This window comes from Rhizobium sp. R634, assembly GCF_002211305.1.
GTDB lineage: Bacteria > Pseudomonadota > Alphaproteobacteria > Rhizobiales > Rhizobiaceae > Rhizobium.
On the sequence record NZ_LOKW01000025.1, the window covers coordinates 452333 to 467719 of the forward strand.

At 62.6% G+C, this 15387-nt stretch carries 13 protein-coding genes and 1 pseudogene; 7 read left to right on the forward strand and 7 right to left on the reverse strand.

The features are described from left to right. Entirely contained in the window at positions 1-585 is a 585-nt protein-coding gene (locus ATY77_RS25185) for a TetR/AcrR family transcriptional regulator (RefSeq protein WP_088677674.1), read from the forward strand. A gap of 2 nt (positions 586-587) precedes the next feature. On the opposite strand, the pseudogene ATY77_RS25190 reads toward ATY77_RS25185, so the two are convergent. Both ATY77_RS25190 and ATY77_RS25195 read right to left on the reverse strand, forming a co-directional pair. After that, positions 588-734: pseudogene (locus tag ATY77_RS25190) on the reverse strand (class I SAM-dependent methyltransferase); the annotation flags it as partial. Between the two features lie 39 nt (positions 735-773). Beyond that, entirely contained in the window at positions 774-1754 is a 981-nt protein-coding gene (locus ATY77_RS25195; RefSeq protein WP_088689286.1) for an aldo/keto reductase, read from the reverse strand. A gap of 223 nt (positions 1755-1977) precedes the next feature. Between ATY77_RS25195 and ATY77_RS25200 the strand changes: the two genes are divergently transcribed. Beyond that, positions 1978-3609 carry an AMP-binding protein gene (locus tag ATY77_RS25200; RefSeq protein WP_088689287.1) on the forward strand — a complete coding sequence of 544 codons (1632 nt, stop codon included), beginning with the start codon at positions 1978-1980 and terminating at the stop codon, positions 3607-3609. Between the two features lie 4 nt (positions 3610-3613). On the opposite strand, the gene ATY77_RS25205 is transcribed toward ATY77_RS25200, so the two are convergent. From ATY77_RS25205 to secA, 3 genes are all read right to left on the reverse strand, one after another. Then, positions 3614-4891: a GNAT family N-acetyltransferase gene (locus ATY77_RS25205; RefSeq protein ID WP_088689288.1), complete on the reverse strand. Its 1278-nt coding sequence runs from the start codon at positions 4889-4891 to the stop codon at positions 3614-3616. Continuing rightward, a complete protein-coding gene (locus ATY77_RS25210) occupies positions 4892-6307 on the reverse strand; it encodes a lipopolysaccharide biosynthesis protein (RefSeq protein ID WP_088689337.1) in 1416 nt (471 codons plus the stop codon). Positions 6308-6486: 179 nt separating this feature from the next. Continuing rightward, positions 6487-9201 carry a preprotein translocase subunit SecA gene (gene secA, locus ATY77_RS25215; RefSeq protein ID WP_088677678.1) on the reverse strand — a complete coding sequence of 905 codons (2715 nt, stop codon included), beginning with the start codon at positions 9199-9201 and terminating at the stop codon, positions 6487-6489. A gap of 245 nt (positions 9202-9446) precedes the next feature. Here secA and ATY77_RS25220 point away from each other — a divergent pair, with 245 nt between their 5' ends. From ATY77_RS25220 to mutT, 4 genes are all read left to right on the forward strand, one after another. Further along, a complete protein-coding gene (locus ATY77_RS25220; RefSeq protein ID WP_088689289.1) occupies positions 9447-10328 on the forward strand; it encodes a peptidylprolyl isomerase in 882 nt (293 codons plus the stop codon). Positions 10329-10438: 110 nt separating this feature from the next. Continuing rightward, positions 10439-11680: a bifunctional glutamate N-acetyltransferase/amino-acid acetyltransferase ArgJ gene (argJ, locus tag ATY77_RS25225; protein ID WP_088689338.1), complete on the forward strand. Its 1242-nt coding sequence runs from the start codon at positions 10439-10441 to the stop codon at positions 11678-11680. Next, a complete protein-coding gene (locus ATY77_RS25230) occupies positions 11661-12467 on the forward strand; it encodes a GNAT family N-acetyltransferase (RefSeq protein ID WP_088689290.1) in 807 nt (268 codons plus the stop codon). Before argJ ends, ATY77_RS25230 begins: the two co-directional genes overlap by 20 nt. After that, the gene (gene mutT, locus ATY77_RS25235; RefSeq protein WP_088689291.1) at positions 12464-12877 is read left to right on the forward strand and encodes an 8-oxo-dGTP diphosphatase MutT; all 414 of its coding nucleotides are present in this window, start codon (positions 12464-12466) and stop codon (positions 12875-12877) included. The genes ATY77_RS25230 and mutT overlap by 4 nt, the downstream gene beginning before the upstream one ends. A gap of 161 nt (positions 12878-13038) precedes the next feature. On the opposite strand, the gene ATY77_RS25240 is transcribed toward mutT, so the two are convergent. Together ATY77_RS25240 and ATY77_RS25245 are read right to left on the reverse strand one after the other, a co-directional pair. Beyond that, the gene (locus tag ATY77_RS25240; protein ID WP_088689292.1) at positions 13039-13647 is read right to left on the reverse strand and encodes an NAD(P)-dependent oxidoreductase; all 609 of its coding nucleotides are present in this window, start codon (positions 13645-13647) and stop codon (positions 13039-13041) included. A gap of 28 nt (positions 13648-13675) precedes the next feature. Continuing rightward, positions 13676-14344 carry a DsbA family protein gene (locus ATY77_RS25245; RefSeq protein ID WP_088689293.1) on the reverse strand — a complete coding sequence of 223 codons (669 nt, stop codon included), beginning with the start codon at positions 14342-14344 and terminating at the stop codon, positions 13676-13678. Positions 14345-14438: 94 nt separating this feature from the next. Here ATY77_RS25245 and ATY77_RS25250 point away from each other — a divergent pair, with 94 nt between their 5' ends. Further along, on the forward strand, positions 14439-15320 hold the full coding sequence (locus ATY77_RS25250) for a LysR family transcriptional regulator (protein ID WP_088689294.1): 882 nt from the start codon (positions 14439-14441) through the stop codon (positions 15318-15320). Positions 15321-15387: the final 67 nt, after the last annotated feature.

Consider the following 15387-nt stretch of genomic DNA (forward strand, 5'->3'; position numbering starts at 1 on the left):
ATGCGGGTCACCCGCGAGAAATTCGCCGAAAACCGAGAGAAAATCCTGAGTGTTGCCGGCGTGCTCTTTCGCGAGAACGGTTTCGATGGGGTGGGCGTCGTCGACATCATGAAGGCGGCGGGGCTGACGCATGGCGGTTTTTACGGTCATTTCGCTTCGAAGGACGAGCTGGCGCTGGAGGTCAGCCGCAAGCTGATCGACAAGGTCGAAACGCGCTGGAAGGAGCATATCGCGCAGTCTCCCGACCGGCCGCTGGAATCACTGCTCGACCACTATATCCACTGGCGCACGGTCGACGATCCGGGCGGCAGCTGCGTCTTCGCGACACTGATCCAGGAGGTAAGCCGCAGCCGCGGCGCGGTGCGCGCCGTCTTCAGCGACGGGCTCTCCGTACTGGTCGACACGCTCGCCGATATCGTTCCCGGCGAGAGCGAAGAGGAACGCCGCGCCAATGCCGCCACCACGCTCTCCTCGATGATGGGCGCCGTCATCCTGGCACGTGCGGTCGAGGACCGAGCGCTTGCCGAGCAATTTCTGGTGACGATGCGCCGCCAGCTCGATCCCAATCACGGCAATCAGAAATAAGCTCAGTCGCGGAAGGCGATGAGGGCGTTGCTCTCGACGATCTCGGTGAATTTTCCATCCGGCGAAAGAGCGGCCAGTTCGCTTCGCAGCGTCTGCTCGAATTCCATCGTCCTGCCGCCGAGCGCTCCCTTCGCGTCAACGGGGAGGGAGCTGTCCTGGTGGTTTGAAGGCTGAAAGCGGGCCGGCGATTATTTGAAGCCGGCGACGGCATGCGGGATATAAGGCGCTTCCAGCGCGGCGATTTCCTCGGCGGTGAGCTTGACCGACAGCGAGGCGACGGCGTCCTTCAGATGGTGCGGTTTGGAAGCGCCGATGATCGGGGCGGTCACCGCGCTTTTCTGCAGGATCCAGGCCGTAGCCACCTGGGCGCGGGAGATGCCGCGGGCCTTGGCGATCTCGGCCACGGCCTCGACGATCTTGCGGTCGGAGTCGACCGATTGGGTGTAGAGCGTCTTGCCGAACTCGTCGGTTTCGCTGCGCGCCGTCGCCTCGTCCCAGTTGCGGGTCAGGCGGCCGCGGGCAAGCGGGCTCCAGGGAATGACGGCGATCTTCTGATCCTCGCAGAGCGGCAGCATTTCGCGCTCTTCCTCGCGGTAGAGCAGGTTCAGGTGGTCCTGCATGCTGACGAATTCGGTCCAGCCGTTCAGCCGGGAGGCGTAAAGCGCCTTGGCGAATTGCCAGGCATACATGGAGGAGGCGCCGATATAACGCGCCTTGCCTGATTTAACGACGTCGTGCAGCGCTTCCAGCGTTTCCTCGATCGGCGTCGTATAGTCGAAGCGATGGATCTGGTAGAGGTCGACATAATCGGTGCCCAGGCGGCGCAGGCTATTGTCGATCTCATCGAAGATCGCCTTGCGCGACAGGCCGGCGCCGTTCGGGCCCGGCCGCATGCGGTTGAACACCTTGGTCGCCAGCACGATATCCTCGCGCTTCGTAAAATCCTTGATGGCGCGGCCGACGATCTCCTCGGAAGAGCCGTTGGAATAGGTGTTGGCGGTGTCGAGGAAATTGATACCAAGGTCGATCGCCTGCCGGATTATCGCCCGGCTTTCCTCCTCCGGCAGGCTCCAGGCATGGTTGCCGCGGCCGGGATCGCCGAAGGTCATGCAGCCCAGGCAGATCTTCGAGACTTCGAGGCCGGTCTTTCCGAATTTTGCGTATTCCATGAAACGACTCCGTGATGAATCTGACGGTGCTCCCCGGCGGCTTTCCATCATCTAGTGCGGAGCCGCCGAAGTCGCAGGGGAGCACAACGAAGAATTTGTGCTGCAGGTGCACAATCATCCGTGACCGCCTGAAGCCGTGTTTTCCGCGCCATTTCGCGCTCCTGCTTGCACATCGGCGCCGCAAGGTGTTAGCTGCTGCAGCATTTTTTACCGGAATCCGACGATGCAACTGCCCTCTCATGATCGTTATGACGATCTCTATCGTGATTTCTCCTGGCGGATTCCGGAGGATTTCAATATCGGCTGTGCCGTCAGCGACGACTGGGCGGCCCGGGCGCCGGAGCGCGTCTGCCTCGAGCATTTCAGCCCGGACGGCGATCATCGCTCGATGACCTACCGCACGCTCGCCGACCGTTCCTCGGCTTTCGCCAATGCGCTGGTTTCGCTCGGGATCGAACGCGGCGATCGCGTCGCGCTGCTCCTGCCGCAGTGCTTCGAGACGGTGGTCGCGCATGTGGCGATCTACAAGGCCGGCGCGGTCGCGTTGCCGCTGGCGCTGCTCTTCGGCGTCGAGGCGCTGGAATACCGGCTGAAGGCGGCAGGGGCTGCGGCCGTCGTCACCAATGGTTTCGGTCTCGATCGTGTCCGGCAGATCCGTGAGCGCCTGCCGATGCTGAAACATGTGGTCAGCATCGACGGGGCAAATGACGACGCGCTGGGATTTGCCGAGCTTACGGATGCTCACCCTTCGGTCTTCGACGTCGCCGAGACCGGTCCGAACGATCCGGCGCTGATGATCTTTACCTCAGGCACGACAGGGCCGCCGAAGGGCGCGCTGCATGGCCACCGTGTTCTGCCCGGGCATATTCCCGGCATGCAGTTCGCCCACGAGGGTTTTCCGCGCGCAGGCGACAAGGTCTGGACGCCGTCCGACTGGGCCTGGGCCGGCGGCTTGCTCAACGCGCTGCTGCCGAGCCTTCTGCTCGGCGTTCCCGTCGTCTCCTCGCCGGCGCAGAAATTCGATGCCGACATGGCCTACCGGATCATGGCGGAGATGAAGGTGCGCAATGCCTTCATCCCGCCGACGGCACTAAGGCTGATGCGGTCCGTTGCCGATCCACGCTCGAAATATGATCTGGTGCTGCGCACCATCGGTTCGGCCGGGGAAGCGCTCGGCCGCGAGACCTATGAATGGGCGCGGCGCGCGCTCGGCATCACCGTCAACGAATTCTACGGCCAGACGGAGTGCAATTTCGTGCTCTCGTCGAGCGCTGCCCATGGCGTGACCAAGGCCGGCGCCATCGGCAGGGCGGTGCCGGGACACCGTGTCGCGATCGTCAGCGAAGCGGGTGATGAGCTGCCGGCCGGCGAGCCGGGCCAGATCGCCATCGCCAGTCCCGATCCCGTCATGTTCCTCGGTTATTGGAACGATGAGGCGGCGACCGAGAAAAAATTCGTCAAGGGCTGGCTGCTCACCGGCGATATCGGCCGCCAGGATGACGAGGGCTACATTACCTTCGAAGGCCGCGACGACGACGTCATTACCTCTTCGGGATATCGCATCGGCCCGGCCGAAATCGAGGACTGCCTGATCGGCCATCCCGCCGTGCAGCTTGCCGCCGCCGTCGGCAAACCGGACGCCGTGCGCACCGAGATCGTCAAGGCCTATATCGTGCTGGCGCCGGGCCATGCGCCGAGCGAGGCGCTGGCCGCCGACATCAGGGATTGGGTGAAGATGCGGCTTTCGATGCACGAATATCCGCGCGAGGTGGAATTCGTCGAGTCGCTGCCGCTGACCACGACAGGCAAGGTGATCCGCCGGCTGTTGCGCGAGAGGGCGGCAACCGACGGCTGACGCCTCAACTCCGGCCGGCGAGCGACATGATCTTCTCGCGCAGCATCTTCGCCATATTGCGGGTGCTGCGGTACATGTGCAGCTGGGCGGCGACCTGGCGCATGTCGCGGTCGCCGTTCTGCGTCAGCCCGATCACCAGCGTTCCCATCTCTTCACGCTCCTGCCAGAAGCGGCTCATGATCGGATGGTCGGAGACGGCACAGGAATCGGAGCGCACGATATTGGCGTCGTCGAGATGCCATTCGGTGAGTTCGCTCATCAAAAGCTTACCCGGCGAATAGCGGGCATAATTCTCGTCGTAAGCGGTCTTCCAGGTATAGGCCTCGCCGCCCATCATCAGGACGACGATGGCGGCGATCGCCTTGCCGTTGAGATCGATCGTGTGGATGCGCACGGCGTCGACGGCGGCAAGGTTCGACACGGCCTCGCGGGCGAAGGCGGTGTGATAGCGGTCGGTGACGAGCGCGCTTCGCCGTTTGCCCTTCCAGCCCCCGGCTTCCATCGCCAGGAATTCCTCGAAGCGGACGTGGACTTCACGCGGCTGGCGGGCGACGGCGTAGACCGCCGTTCCGAGCTCCTCCAGCTGGCGCCACTGGCGGCGCATCTCGCGCATATGCGATGAGGAAATGGTCTTGGCGAGATAGGCGGGCGCCTCTTCCTCGCTCTGCAGCATCGGGCGCAGATAGGGGTTGGTGACGGTGAGCGGCAGGTTGCGGCTGAGCGCCACGGATTTGGCCATGCGCACGAAGATACCGTTCAGCCTGAGATCCGGCAGAACCAGCGTCGTCGGGAGGTTGAGGTCGGGGGCGGTCAATCCCTCGAAGAGATTGTCGAGGGTTTCGGCGGCATCCTCGCTATCGACGAGAGGCGTGCCGAGCGGGCCGAAGCTGTTCGACCAGCCGCGGATGATCGAGGGGCCGACGGCAAAGCCGGGCTTGTCGACCGAAAAGGGCATGAGGAAGCGCATGCGGCTGCGGCCGGCGCCGTGATCCCGGATCAGAGCGAAATTCACCTGCCGGTCTTCGAGCCGCGGCATGGCGGGCGCGAGGAAGCGGCCGGAGAAGAAGACGTTCGGTTCCATCGCCCGGTTGGAGAGGAAGTCGAGCTCTTCCTGCAGCTCGTAGCCGAGCTTGCCGGGATAGAGGCAAAGCTCGCGCCCCGGCCGGCCGATCTCGGCGCGGGCTTCCGCCTGCGGTGCTTCGAAATGCAGCGAGGCCAGATCATGCACCATGCGGTTGGTGAGACTGTTGGTGCTTTCGGTGACGGGGGGCAGGCGCACCATCTATCGAACTCTCATTTCTGGCGTTGCGGCGGAGGGGCTGGCGAAGGCGAAGAGGACGATGCCGAGCGTGCGGCGCACGGCGACATGCAGCAGGAGCGCCTCGACCGCCATGGCCGAGGCTGTGGCGACGGCGGTGCCTTCGATGCCGTAATGGGGGATCAGAGCAAGGTTGAGGCCGATATTGGCAGTCAATGCGCCGGCATAGAGCGCGACGCAAAGGTTCTGCTTGCCCGCCATCATCAGCAGCGTTTCGGCCGGGCCGACCAGCGACTTGGCAAGGATGCCGGCAAGCAGGATCGCCATGACGAGATAACCCGAGGTGAAGGCGCCGCCGAAGAGCGACAGCAGCAGATGGCCGGCCGCGAGCACGACGAGACCGACGCCGAGCGCCGGCCAGAAGGTCCAGCGGGCGGCATCCGTGGCGGCGATCGCCAGCTGGGCGTGATCGCCTGCGGCGATGATCGAGGAAAAGCGCGGGCCGGAGGCGGCCTTGACGGAGAAATTGATGAAATGCACCAGCGCCATCGTCTTGGCGGCGGCGAAATAGATGGCGACGTCGTGCGGCTGAAGGAAAATGCCGACGACGACGACATCGGAATTGGTCAGCAGGAAGCTGACGCCCTCGATCAGGAAGATCGGGAAGGCAACGCTGAGCCAGCAGAGGAAATCGACCTTGCGCGGGCCTTCGTCATAATGCCGGCGAAGGCGGTAGAGCGTGGCGCCATACTGGCCAAGCGCGGTGACGAAGGTGGCGGCGAGCGCTGCCTGCATGGCGGTGACCGCCGTATGCGCCGCGCCCATCGCAATCGCGGCGAGCATGAAGGCGATGATCAGGATCGGCCGGATGATATAGACGGGGCTCAGCGCCATGACCGGCCAGTGGTTGGCCCGCGAGGTGCCTTCGAGGATATCGCCGAGCGCGATCATCGGCATGGCGAGCAGGCCGATGAAGATCGGCACGAGGTAATAGGTCTCGATCATATCGCCGAAGAAATGCAGTCCGAGCATGCCGGCGACGAGCATCGCCGTTCCGGATAGCAGCGCGAAGATGCGCGCCGTGCCGGTGAGGCCGCGGATTTCCTCGAAGGCTCCGGCAGCCCTGTATTGCGGCAGGAAACGGACGATCGCCGTATGGAAGCCGAGGCAGGAGAGATCGCCGAAGACCACGACCAGCACCCAGACGAAGACGAAGATGCCGTATTCATATTCGCCCATCAGCCGGGCGAGCACGATCTGGGACAGAAAGGCGAGGGCGGCGCTTAAGATGCGGATCGAAAAGGCCGTCAGCGCCATGCGCTGGGCGGCCGCCTTCTCGCCGCGTTCGGTGAGCACGGCGGCAAACATGCGCAGCGTCCGGCTGCCGATCGGGCGCAGGCCCGCGGGCAGCATCTTCTCCGCTGTTTCTATGACCGCCATGATGAACACGCAAAACTCTGAGGTCAGGCAAATCGTCCGCGAAGTCTTGACAGAACAGGGTTAAGAAACGGTTCCGGATCGGGATCGTCATCCGGCCCGGAGATACCGGTTTTCGACGCTGCCGCAGAAACAGAAAATGCCGCCCGAAGGCGGCATTCCGAAGTTTCTTGCGACTAACCTCAGACCTGTTCGAAGGCGCCGTGGCAATGCTTGTATTTCTTGCCGGAGCCGCAAGGGCAGGTCTCGTTGCGGCCGACCTTGCCCCAGGTGGCGGGATCGTCGGGATTGCGGTTCTCGGGCGAGACGATGACTTCGGAGGCCTGGTAGATCGGGGCGAAATCGTCCTCGCCGGTCGTCGGATCCAGATGATGGGCCTGCATCACCGGTGGTTCCGGCTCGGCGGGCGCCTGCTGCACCAGTTCGACGCGCATCAGCTGGGCGGTGACGGCTTCGCGCAGATTGTTGAGCAGGGCGGTGAAAAGCTCGAAGGCTTCCGACTTGTATTCCTGCAGCGGATCGCGCTGGGCATAGCCGCGGAAACCGATGACGGAGCGCAGATGGTCGAGATTGACGATATGCTCGCGCCAGAGGTGATCGAGCGTCTGCATGACGATCGAGCGTTCGACATAATGCATGATGTCGTCGCCGAAACGCTCGGCCTTCTCCGTGAAGGCGGCATTGGTGGCTTGCGTCAGGCGCTCGCGGATATCGTCCTCGCCGATACCTTCCTCCTTCACCCAGTCCTCGATCGGCAGATCGAGGTTGAGGATGTTGGTGACGCCGGTCTTCAGGCCGACGGCATCCCATTGCTCGGCATAGGCGCGCTCGGGGATGTGCTTTTCGACCAAGTCCTCGATCACTTCGCGGCGCATGTCGGAGACGGTTTCGGAGATATTGGTCGATTCCATCAGTTCGAGGCGCTGCTCGAAGATCACCTTGCGCTGGTCGTTGAGAACGTCGTCATACTTCAGAAGGTTCTTGCGGATGTCGAAGTTGCGGGCTTCGACCTTCTTCTGCGCGCGCTCCAGCGCCTTGTTGATCCAGGGATGGACGATCGCCTCGCCTTCCTTCAGGCCGAGCTTGGTCAGCATGCTGTCCATGCGGTCGGAGCCGAAGATACGCATCAGGTCGTCCTGAAGCGAAAGGTAGAATTTCGAACGGCCCGGGTCACCCTGACGGCCGGAGCGGCCGCGCAGCTGGTTGTCGATACGGCGGCTTTCGTGGCGTTCGGTGGCGATCACGTAGAGGCCGCCGGCAGCGAGCGCCTTCTGCTTGAGTTCCTTGATCTCCTCGACGATCGCCTGGATCCGGGCATCCCGCTCCGGACCGGCTTCGACTTCGCCGAGTTCGCGCTCGATGCGCATGTCGAGGTTGCCGCCGAGCTGAATGTCGGTGCCGCGGCCGGCCATGTTGGTGGCGATGGTGACGGCGCCGGGCACGCCCGCCTGGGCGACGATATAGGCTTCCTGCTCGTGGTAGCGGGCGTTCAGCACCTGGAAGTCGTTGAAGCCCTGCTTGCGCAGGCGATCGGCGAGCAGTTCCGACTTCTCGATCGAGGTCGTGCCGACGAGCACCGGCTGGCCGCGCTTATGGGCGTCGAGGATCTCTTCGATGATCGCCTTGAACTTCTCGTCGAAGGTCCGGTAGACCTCGTCGTCTTCGTCGATACGCTTGATCGGCAGGTTGGTCGGGACCTCGATGACATCGAGATTGTAGATGTTGCCGAATTCTTCCGCTTCCGTCTGCGCCGTGCCGGTCATGCCGGCGAGCTTGGCGTACATGCGGAAATAATTCTGGAAGGTGATCGAGGCCAACGTCTGGTTTTCCGGCTGGATCTGCACCTTTTCCTTGGCTTCGAGCGCCTGATGCTGGCCTTCCGAATAACGCCGGCCCGGCATCATGCGGCCGGTGAACTCGTCGATGATGACGACTTCGTCGTTGCGGACGATATAGTCCTTGTCGCGCTGGAAGAGCTTGTGGGCCTTCAACGCATTGTTGACGTGGTGGACGATCGCGACGTTTTCGATGTCGTAGAGCGCATTGCCCTTCAAGAGGCCGGCCTGGCGAAGCAGGTTTTCCAGCTTCTCGGTGCCCTCTTCGGAGAAGTTGGCCGAGCGCTGCTTCTCGTCGATCTCGTAATCGCTGGCTACGAGCAGCGGAATGAAGGCATCGATCGTATTATAAAGTTCGGAGCGGTCGTCGAGCGGTCCGGAGATGATCAGCGGCGTGCGCGCTTCGTCGACGAGGATCGAGTCCACTTCGTCGACGATCGCGAAATTGTGGCCGCGCTGGACCATCTGGTTCTTCTCGTACTTCATGTTATCGCGCAGATAATCGAAGCCGAGTTCGTTGTTGGTGGCGTAGGTGATGTCGCAGGCATAGGCCGCGCGGCGCTCTTCGTCGGACAGGCCGTGGACGATGACGCCGGTGGTCATGCCGAGGAAGCCGTAGACGCGGCCCATGGTCGCGGCATCGCGCTGGGCGAGATAATCGTTGACGGTGACGACGTGCACGCCCTTGCCGGAAAGCGCGTTCAGATAGACCGGCAGGGTGGCGACGAGGGTCTTGCCTTCGCCGGTCTTCATCTCGGCGATCGCATTCGAATGCAGGATCATGCCGCCGATCAGCTGTACGTCAAAAGGTCGCAGGCCGAGAACGCGGCGCGAGGCCTCGCGCACGACGGCAAAGGCGGGAATCAGGATATCGTCGAGCGTCTTGCCCTCGGCGAGAAGCGCGCGGAATTCCGCCGTCTTCGCCGCGAGTTGCTCGTCCGTCAGCGCCTTCGTCTTCTCTTCGATGGAGTTGATCGCGGCGACGTTCGGCTGGTAGGACCGCACGCGGCGATCATTGGACGATCCAAATAACTTGCGGGCTATACCGCCAAAGCTGACCATGTGACTGGCCCTTTCTCAATATTCATCCCTGGCGTTTCTTTTTCGCGGCCCAGCCGAAAATCAGGCGCACGCTGAAACGCCCGGAAACTGTTCTGGACGCGAGGTTGCGTGACAGATAAGAGGGGGGTCGAATGATGTCAACGGATTTGGCGGATACAGAAAGGCCACAATCCGGTGTTGATGGCTATTTTGGGCTGGATTCAGGGGATGCTGAAACCGGCGATGGAACTGTGAAGGGTTATTTGATGTTGAGCACCAATAAATTCGCCGTTTTGGCATTTGCGACTTTTGTTGCGCTCCAGGCTCCGGCCCATGCCGACGACGCCGTCGTCGCCAAGGTCGGCAATCTGGAAATCCACCAGTCGGAACTCGATCTTGCCGTCGCCAATCTCGATCCGCAGCTAGCGCAGCTTCCCGACGACCAGAAGAAGGTCGCGGCTCTCTCCGCCGCCATCGACGTGAAGCTGCTCGCCGCCGACGCCATCACCGAGAAGCTCGACCAGACGGACGAATTCAAGAAGCGTATGCAGTATCTCTCCGATCGCGAGCTGCATAACGCCTATTTCAAGAAGCATGTCGTCGACACCGTGACGCCGGAAGAAATCAAGGCGCGCTACGACAAGGAAGTCGCCGCCCTGCCGAAGCAGGAGGAAGTCCACGCTCGCCACATCCTCGTCAAGACCGAGGATGAAGCCAAGGACATCATCAAGCAGCTCGATGCCGGCAAGGATTTCGCCGAACTCGCCAAGGAGAAGTCCACCGATCCGAACAAGTCGGAAGGCGGCGATCTCGGCTATTTCACGCGTGGCCGCATGGTCAAGGAATTCGAGGACGCGGCCTTCGCGCTCGAGAAGGGCACCTATTCCAAGACGCCCGTGAAGACCGACTTCGGCTATCACGTCATCAAGGTCGAGGATAAGCGCGACGCCGCACCGCCGCCGTTCGAGCAGGTGCAGGATCAGGTTCGTCAGCTCGTCATGCGCGACAAGTATCTTGCGCTTCTCGCCCAGGCGAAGTCGTCCTCCAAGATCGAGATCGCGGACGAGACGCTGCGCAAGGGCTACGACGAGGCCAACAAGCAGCCTGAGCCGGGCAGCGAGCCTGCCCAGCCGGCGCCGAAGCAGTAATATCCGCATCAGGGCCCGGTTCTACCGGGCCCTTCCTTATCGTTGTTGTCGCATTTCCGGACGGCGAGCCGGTTTCAGTCGCCGGGAAATGCTCATTGACAGGTTTCATCATGTCCGGTTCCGTTTCTCCGCTCGCACCGAAATCCTTCGTCCCGATGCCTTCGCTGCGCGGCGTGCGCATGGCGACGGCGTCCGCCGGCATCAAGTACAAGAACCGCACCGACGTGCTGATGATGGTCTTCGACAAGCCGGCCGCCGTCGCGGGTGTCTTCACCCGCTCCAAGTGCCCTTCGGCGCCGGTCGATTTCTGCCGCGCAAACCTGCCGCACGGCATTGCACGCGCCGTCGTCGTCAATTCCGGAAACGCCAATGCCTTTACCGGCCTGAAGGGCCGCCAGGCGACCGAGCTGACGGCGAAGTCGGCTGCCGCTGCTGTCGGCTGCAGCGAAAACGAGGTCTATCTGGCTTCGACCGGGGTCATCGGCGAACCGCTCGATGCCACCAAATTCGCCGGGGTCCTGGACAAGATGCAAGCCGAGGCGACCGGCGATTTCTGGTTCGAGGCCGCCAAGGCGATCATGACGACCGACACCTATCCGAAGGTTTCGACCCGCAGCGCCGAGATCGGCGGCGTTGCCGTGACGATCAACGGCATTGCCAAGGGCGCCGGCATGATCGCGCCCGATATGGCGACGATGCTCTCCTTCGTCGTCACCGATGCCGACATCGCGCCCGCCGCCCTGCAGGCGCTACTCTCCGACGGCGTCGGCCCGACCTTCAATTCCATGACCGTCGACAGCGATACCTCCACCTCCGACACGCTGATGCTGTTTGCGACGGGTGCTGCGGCCGAGGACGGCCAGGCCCTCATCGAACGCGCCGACGATCCGCGTCTGGCCGCTTTCCGCGTCGCGCTCAATGAAGTGCTGAAAGATCTTTCGCTGCAGGTGGTGCGTGACGGCGAGGGTGCTACGAAAATGCTCGAAATCACCGTGACCGGCGCCGAAAGCGATGCCGCCGCCAAGCGCATCGGGCTGTCGATCGCCAATTCGCCGCTGGTCAAGACGGCGGCTGCCGGCGAAGACGCCAATTGGGGCCGCATCGTCATGGCCGTCGGCAAATCGGGCGAGATGGCCGATCGCGACCGGCTCGCCATCTGGTTCGGCGACGTCCGGGTCGCCGTCAACGGCGAGCGCGATCCCGATTATTCCGAGGAGGCCGCCTCGAACGTCATGAAGGCGCAGGATATCCCCGTGAAAGTGGATATCGGCCTCGGCGCAGGCACGGCAACCGTCTGGACCTGCGACCTCACCAAGGAATATGTTGCGATCAATGGCGACTATCGGAGCTGATCGTTCATTGCCGCAGATATCCATTTCCCAACACAATCTGCCGCTGGTCCGCAGGCTGGAGGCCGTCGGTTTCCGCGCCTGGCCGGCGGCATCCGTGCAATATGACGGCAGCTGGCAGGTGCGGCTGACGGCCGGCCACCCCTCCAACCGGCTGAATTCCATCGTGCCGCTTGACCCCTCCGATCACCGCGATGTCGAAATCCGGCTGGAAAAGGCAAGCCGGAAGTTCGAAGCCTATGGCCGCCCCGCCGTGGTTCGCCAGACGCCGCTCGCCTCGCCAGTGCTGATCGAGCTTCTGCGGGCGCAGAACTGGACGCAGTTCGACGAGACGGTGGTGATGACCTGCGATCTGGCCGAGGCGGAACTGCCGGATACGCTCGATCACCTGCCGACCCATGACGTCGGCCGCTTCGTCGACGCCAACCTTGCGGTCGACGGGGCCCCGCCGTCGCTGAAGCCGGCGCTTGCCGAAATCATTTCGGCGATCAAGCCGCCGTCGGGCCTGTTCATGATCGAGAATGCTGTTGAAGGCCCGCTTGCGACGGTGCTTTGCGTGCAGGACAACGATCTTGCCGGCATCATGTCGCTTTCGGTCTTGGAGGCGCATCGGCGCGAGGGGCTCGGCACCGAGATCCTGACCTCGGCGCTGCGTTGGGCGCGCATGCGCAGCGCCCGCTCGGCCTGGCTGCAGGTCAAGCTTTCCAACCGCCCGGCTATCGCGCTCTATGAGCGCCTCGGCTTTCGCGACGCCTATCACTATTGCTATTGGCAGCAGGAGCCGCGATGAGCGATGCAGGCCGGAAGATATTGCTGGTCGCCGCCTGTGCGCTGATCGATGCCGATGGGCGTATCCTGTTGGCACAGCGCCCCGAGGGAAAATCGCTTGCCGGGCTCTGGGAATTTCCCGGCGGCAAGGTGGAGCCCGGCGAGACGCCGGAGGAAACGCTGGTGCGCGAACTCGAGGAAGAACTCGGCATCAAGACCAAGATCGCCTGCCTCGCACCGCTTACTTTCGCCAGCCATTCCTACGAGACCTTCCACCTTCTGATGCCGCTTTATATCTGCCGGCGCTACGAGGGCATTCCACAGGGCCGCGAGGGCCAGGCGCTGAAATGGGTGCGGCCGCAGGCATTGCGCGACTACCCGATGCCGCCGGCCGACGAGCCGCTCATCCCGATGCTGCAGGATTTGCTTTAACAGGCTGGGCAGCGGCGTCGACGGAGTTTCGATAAGCGCCGGGTCGGGGAATTCGCGGCCTGGATAGCCGCGAATTTTGCCGTTTTTCTCACTGGCCAGGCAGCTGGCACCTGACCGGTGCCGACCGCGCTGCCATGAAGCGTTGAGATTTGTCGATCGAATTAGTAGCCGACGGTGAACCGCTGCCTGACGTGGGTCGGCGCTTCGATCTCGTCCACGAGGGCAACCGCGAAATCCTCGAAGGAAATGCTGCTGCCGTTTTCGTTCGTCAGGAGTTCGTCTTTGCCGAGTCGAAAGGTGCCGGTCCGCTCGCCGGGCACGAATGCGGCCGAAGGCGACAAGAAGGTCCAGTCGAGGTCGTTTTGAGCCTTGAGCTTATTCAGGTAGTCGACGCCGCCCTGCGCTTCAGACTTGTAGATCGCCGGGAAATCGGGCGTGTTCACGAGGAGGACGCCCGGAGCGACTTCGAGACTGCCCGCTCCACCCACCACATAGTAACGACGCACGCCGGAGGTCTTCACCGCAGCAATCAGCTTGTCCGGATCGCTGGCGGAGAAATGCACCGAGCTGATGACCGCGTCATGGCCTTTCAGGATCTCTGCCAGAGCTTCAGGCGCAGCGATATCGCCAGAGGCGGCGGTGACGTTCGGAAGAGATGCGACCTTGGACGGGTCTCGGGCAATCGCGGTAACGGTATGGCCGCGCACTGACAATTCGGCCAGGATGCGGGAGCCGGCCTGACCGGAAGCTCCGATAAGAGCAATTTTCATAGTGATACTCCTTGTTGGGATGGATGATTCATGCGTCTGCGCGTAGCGCGTCGAGCGCTGCGGCGAGACCGGCCGGACCTTGATACAGGGTCTCGCCGCTGAGGATGTGGGCCTTGCCGTTGACGAGGGCGACGAGTTGCGGGACGCCGCGAATGCCGAGGATGTTCATCCGGCGTTGCGTATTTTCTATCCGCTCCAGCGTGCGCTCTCTGAGGTCGGTATCGCTCCGGAGCCTCTCGCCGAACGCCTCGGTAGTCAGCTCGATGCCATGCTCGGCGGCGACTTGAACGGCGACGGTCGCAACCTCCTGGATGCCGGACGTGTCGTGCCCGGCGACATAGCGGGCGATTTGGATCGCATGCAGGAAACGAGGCTCCAGCCTCGGATCGTGTTCCCCGAGCGCGGTGAGCGCCAGCGTCGCCGGTCCCGAGTCGAAAATGCCGTTCGGCGCCAATAGGACGTTCTGGCGGTAGGCTTCGGAGAAGGGCTGCCCTGTCAGCGCCTGAATCCTCTGGTCGTTGCGCCAGGCATGCTCGGCGATTGATGAGATCGGTCTGCCTCCGACGAATAGGCCGGACGGCAGCATCTTGAGCTGGTGCGAAAAATTCTCGGCAAGACCGGCGAGCGCAGGGGCACTCGCGTAGCACCAGCCGCAGAAGGGGTCGAAATAATACTCAAGCTCGACGTCGGTGTTCATGTGACCTCCATTTGTTGAAGCGAAAGTAATGTTGCGAAGATCGGAGATAAAGGCCAATGTGAGCCACAAAATGTTGCATAGATCGAGCGAATAGATGGACCGGGTAATCGCAGCGCAAGTGCTCCTGAAGACGGTTGAACGGGGCAGCGCCTCCGCCGCAGCTCAAGAGCTGGGCATGTCCAGGGCGATGGCGTCGCGTTACATCGCCTCCATGGAAGATTGGTCCGGCACGCGGCTGCTGCACCGAACGACGCGGCAGCTCAGCTTGACCTCTGCCGGAGAACGCGTTCTTGAATTGTGCAGGGAAATCGTGCGCGTCGCCGACGCCGTGACGGAAGTCGCAAGCCATGCCGACACGCCTCATGGTCTGCTCCGGGTGACAGCCCCAAGCATCCTGGCGGAGGCACAGCTCATCCCGCTCTTTGCAAAGTTTGCGGATCTCTATCCGCGTATCAAGATCGATCTTCAGATTTCGGACCGCACGGTCGACCTCGTGCAAGACCGCATCGACGTGGCGATCCGGATTGCCAATCACCTCGACCCGTCATTGATCGCAAGACGACTGGGACAATGTCCGTCGCGGCTCTACGCTTCGCCACGCTATCTCAGGGAATACGGAGCTCCGGCCAGACCGGATGATCTGAGCGCCCACAAGTGTCTCACCTATACGCACCTTGGAGGAACAGAATGGACCCTGAAAAATCATGAGGCGCAGCTTGTCGTGCCAGTGCTCGGAGGCTTCCAAACCAACGACGCTGTTGCCCTGAAGCGCGCAGCGCTTTCCGATCTCGGCATCGCAATGCTGCCGCGGTTTGCCGCCGACCCGGAGGTGCAGGCGAACAAGCTCGCAGTTGTCTTGCCTGATTGGGAGCCAAACACGCTCGGCATCCATGCGCTATACGTTTCCCGAAAGCATCTTCCGATGGCTGCTCGTGCACTGATTGATTTCCTGGCCACGCGGCTACGGGACAAGTAGCGCGAATTTGTGCCTGAGAAATTCAAGGTGCCGGCGCCCGACGCTATGAGCCTCGGGCGCACAAATC